Below are 3,773 nucleotides of genomic sequence, written 5' to 3' on the forward strand. Positions count from 1 at the left end.
TGCTCATGCTGAGTTTCCAGCACTAGATTAACTGCCCGTTCACGGACTTCCGGAGAGTAACGTTTGGTCGTTGTCATAGAGACCTCCACTTTTAAAGTATAGACTCTAATTTATCCGGGGTGATTCAGAATGCGCTTGAGGGTTTGCTTTTCCGCTTCGTGAATGGTTTCACGCAGGGTTTCGGTGACGTAGTAAATGCGGCGGCACTCTTCGGCCAGCAGGGGGATATGCTGCGCTTCAAAAGGCATCGGCGACGGGGTGCCGGTCACATCGCGCAGGGCATAGTAAACGGCATTGGTCCATGCCTGTTCAAACCGGAAGCCGCGGGTAATGCACCAGACTAAGCGCGCAAGGTTACGTGTATCGTTGCGGGTAAAACGCTCAGGCGCTTCGGGCTGGTAAACGGGCAGGGGTTGGCCGACTTCACGGTCGAGGATATCCAGCACCCATTTGCGGAATTCTTTGGCGACGGGGGTACGGGCAAACATGGCGACGAGATGTGCGCCACGCAGTGAGAAAATACGAGTCTTAATTTTACGTAAGCTATTGTTTATTCCGTTGGTGGTTGATTCGACCACCAATGACATGCCTGTTGCGAATTCGTCTTCGTTGTTGTTATAAAGCCCGGAAACTGCTTTCGGATCTGCATACTCGAGCGCTTTCGCAAGTTCGGCGGATGTGAACCAGATCTGCCCGTGGTGGGATATGGTTTCAAGAACGGTGTTACGGAACATTAAGGTTGACATAGCAATGATTTCCTTTGTAGTTAAGGAACATCACCACCTTCGAGGTCAATCTTGGGTGGTGAGCTGGATGAGGTTGACCTTACCGGCTACAAAGGACCCGGCGAGCCTTGCGGCTCCCCCATCCAGCCCACCATTATTCTGATATAGCGGACTGACGCATAAAAAAACACGCTCTCGGCGTGTTATGCGCCTTTGTAGATAACCGGGAGGTCAATCCCGACACCTGAATTTGCAGGTGCAGATTGACTATAGCGCATGGGTTATCTCGTCGTCAATGGGGTGGTAGATTTCTGTTTAGGAGATCGTGTTCATTTCCTGAATTGATTGAAGAAGCTCGGGTGAGTTGTTCATGCCGCACCCCCTGCCAATTCAGGCTTGCCCGGAAGCGGCATCCAGAATTCAACCGGATAGTCATCGTCGAACAGCCACTCTCCTTCCCCAAAATGTTCGGCGGTAGCCCAGACCCAATCCGTCGCATTAGCAAATCGGGTACGGACGTAACAGCCCCAAATAAAATTACCGTTATCAGAGAACCAGCCGCCAAAAACAGGGGTATCCAGTTCGGGGAGGCAGTCAGAAACGTTTATCCATGTCGTGCTGCATCCAGTCCCTTTCCGGCGTTGCTTCAGTTCAGCCAAGCAATCCCGTACAGCACGCTCGACATCTGCCTCTGGCACTCCACTGAAAAACTCGGCCAATGTATAAATCTTTTCGTTAAAGACAACGCAGTACTTACCATTTAGCCAAGCAGCAAAAACCGTGTAATCGCCATCTCTCAAGAGTTTACGACAGGCAATGTTAGTTATTTCCTCAGGGTGTAAATGGAGGTGCCCGCCAACTTTCAGGTTATCCGGCAAACTGGAAATACCCGTGTAGCAGATGTCAAGGTTGCCACCAACACTTAAGTTGTTCGGTAGGCGGGTAATGTCTGTGTATCTGAGGTTAAGACCGCCACTAATACTCAGATTATTCGGCAAACGGGTTATGCTTGTACCGCTGAGGTCAAGCCATCCGCAAGCAATCAGGTTGTCCGGCAAACTGGTAATGTCCGTATCGCAGAGGTCAAGGTTTTCAGCAACGACAATCTTATCTCCGTCAATGGCGTACGGGACTTTCTTTTCCTGCAACACTTCGATGAAGTCATTCATGTTCATGTGTGTTACTCCTTTCGTTGATGTGGTGGATACGCTACACTTGGCCTAAACAGGAGGATTTCCCTATGGGCCAAGTTGCATTTGATACATTGCAGGCGTCAGAAGAGCTTCAGACAGCCGGGCTTACCAGTGAGCAAGCCAAGGCGATTTCGCTCGTCGTACGCAAATCTCACGAGGTGGCGGATGTGGCTACCAAGCGTGACCTTGAGGACGTTCGTAAGGAAATCGAAGCCAGATTCGATAAGGTTGACGCCCGCTTCGAGAAGACCGACGCGCAGATAGCCGATGTCCGTAAGGATATTGCTCAGATAGACAAACGCCTCGATTTCTCTGAGAAACGATTTGACCGCCTAGAAATTAAATTTGATCGTCTGCAATGGTTCTTGCTGGCTGGTATTCTGAGTTTGTTGTTTCAAGATGTACTGCCGAAACTGTGGGGCGGTTAAACATGTCTGGTAGTGATTTCTACCACTAGCTTCCGTACCTCAAGTGCCATGGCGGAGCCAGCGGTCAGACCAAACCCTATCGACCAGGATAACGTCAGGGTTGCTAATACGAGAGCGAGTGTTTTATTAATGCTGGCAATGAATTCTTTCATCAGCAACACCCTTCATGTATCAGGCGCTTAACCTGCTTGCGTAGCCGCTTGTTGTCTTCGGCCATATACTCAATCACTGCCCTGAGCGTCTGCGTTTCCCAGTCCTCGTTAGGCTGCCTGCCCAGACTGACCAGATAGCGGGCATCGTCGATACTTTCACCGCCGTCGGTGATGGCGACAACCTCTCCCATATTGGGGTGCCTGAAGGTCAGCACCCGTGCGTTATCCAGTTTCATGATCCAATCCTCCGTAGCCTGCGTTATGTTCCCGTTTTATTTTCATACTATTTCGCTAATATTTTTGCTATCCAGAGTAATGACTTCGCACCCCAGCGCCCTGAGCCGGTTGTGTTCGCGTTGCTGGGAGGGTCGGGCTTTCTGCCCCGGCGCTTTGCATTCCACAAACAGCACCCGGCCGCCGGGAAGCACCACCAGGCGATCAGGCACACCCAGCCTGCCCGGCGACACAAACTTGTAGGCGATGCCGCCGGCAGCTTTTACCGCGCGGATAAGCTGCTGCTCGATGGCTTTCTCTCTTAGGTAATACATGCTTACGCCTTCCTGTCATTAATGGCTTTCGCTAAAGCGCCGGTGCCGTTGTTGGGCGAGGGTTTTGCCCCGTGCTTTTGCCATACGGTCAGCGGTTAAAAAGTCATAGACAACGTTGCCGTTGCCGAAGTCCCACGCGTTACAGTTAGTGTTGGCGAACGGCACGATGGTCATGGGCGGTTTTTCAATTTTCATCGAGTTATTCCTTCCGGTAATAAGGTGCTTCAAACCCGCCGGCGTTAAGCGGCAGGCCATCGGCCCAATGTGGGGGAGTTGCCAGCAGGGTGCTGAGTGCTTCATGCGTGTAGTCGTCGGTATCCGGCGCTTCACAGACCACTTCATCGTGTACCGTTAACACAATCTCGTAGCCGTGCTCTTCAATCACGGGCATGGCGGCTGCCAGCACGTCACGTGCCAGGCCCTGACTAAGATTCTCGACCTGAATAACCCCGAGTTTATTAGAGAGTAATTTTGGCAATACTACGCCGCTTCCTCTGATGCTAATTGCAAAGCGTAATAGTTCATTTCGGCTTCAGTAGGAGGGATGTAACCCAGCCGCCCGAGCAGCCTTCTGTTGTTGTACCAGTCCACCCAGTCCACCCAGTCCACCCAGTCCAGCGTGGCCAACTCCACTTCCGTCCGGTTTTTCCAGCTCCCGCGGTGGATAACCTCCGTTTTGTACAACCCGTTGATACTCTCTGCCATCGCATTATCGTAGGAGTCGCCG

At 51.7% G+C, this 3,773-nt stretch carries 8 protein-coding genes and 1 pseudogene; 1 reads left to right on the forward strand and 8 read right to left on the reverse strand.

The window, feature by feature from the left end:
- Window positions 1-110 precede the first annotated feature (110 nt).
- Both CINSTRO3249_RS13860 and CINSTRO3249_RS13865 read right to left on the reverse strand, forming a co-directional pair.
- On the reverse strand, window positions 111-746 hold the full coding sequence (locus tag CINSTRO3249_RS13860; protein ID WP_084790243.1) for a BRO-N domain-containing protein: 636 nt from the start codon (window positions 744-746) through the stop codon (window positions 111-113).
- Between the two features lie 347 nt (window positions 747-1,093).
- Window positions 1,094-1,900 (reverse strand): hypothetical protein, encoded by an 807-nt coding sequence (locus tag CINSTRO3249_RS13865; RefSeq protein WP_074013700.1) that lies wholly within the window; start codon window positions 1,898-1,900, stop codon window positions 1,094-1,096.
- Between the two features lie 65 nt (window positions 1,901-1,965).
- Between CINSTRO3249_RS13865 and CINSTRO3249_RS13870 the strand changes: the two genes are divergently transcribed.
- Entirely contained in the window at window positions 1,966-2,346 is a 381-nt protein-coding gene (locus CINSTRO3249_RS13870) for a hypothetical protein (protein ID WP_074013701.1), read from the forward strand.
- On the opposite strand, the gene CINSTRO3249_RS17305 is transcribed toward CINSTRO3249_RS13870, so the two are convergent.
- From CINSTRO3249_RS17305 to CINSTRO3249_RS13890, 6 genes and pseudogenes are all read right to left on the reverse strand, one after another.
- Complete coding sequence (locus tag CINSTRO3249_RS17305; protein WP_174249796.1) at window positions 2,343-2,498, reverse strand: hypothetical protein; 156 nt, start codon at window positions 2,496-2,498, stop codon at window positions 2,343-2,345. The two genes, CINSTRO3249_RS13870 and CINSTRO3249_RS17305, sit on opposite strands and share 4 nt — an antisense overlap.
- Entirely contained in the window at window positions 2,498-2,734 is a 237-nt protein-coding gene (locus CINSTRO3249_RS13875; RefSeq protein ID WP_074013702.1) for a hypothetical protein, read from the reverse strand. Before CINSTRO3249_RS13875 ends, CINSTRO3249_RS17305 begins: the two co-directional genes overlap by 1 nt.
- 42 nt (window positions 2,735-2,776) lie before the next feature.
- Window positions 2,777-3,046 carry a PDDEXK family nuclease gene (locus CINSTRO3249_RS13880; protein WP_074013703.1) on the reverse strand — a complete coding sequence of 90 codons (270 nt, stop codon included), beginning with the start codon at window positions 3,044-3,046 and terminating at the stop codon, window positions 2,777-2,779.
- Between the two features lie 18 nt (window positions 3,047-3,064).
- Window positions 3,065-3,241: a hypothetical protein gene (locus CINSTRO3249_RS17310; RefSeq protein ID WP_174249797.1), complete on the reverse strand. Its 177-nt coding sequence runs from the start codon at window positions 3,239-3,241 to the stop codon at window positions 3,065-3,067.
- A gap of 4 nt (window positions 3,242-3,245) precedes the next feature.
- Window positions 3,246-3,485: pseudogene (locus CINSTRO3249_RS13885) on the reverse strand (hypothetical protein); the annotation flags it as partial.
- 41 nt (window positions 3,486-3,526) lie between these two features.
- On the reverse strand, window positions 3,527-3,773 hold a 247-nt coding region (locus CINSTRO3249_RS13890), incomplete at its 5' end, for an integrase core domain-containing protein (protein ID WP_143146887.1).

The sequence above is a fragment of the Candidatus Sodalis sp. SoCistrobi genome (assembly GCF_900143145.1).
GTDB lineage: Bacteria > Pseudomonadota > Gammaproteobacteria > Enterobacterales > Enterobacteriaceae > SoCistrobi.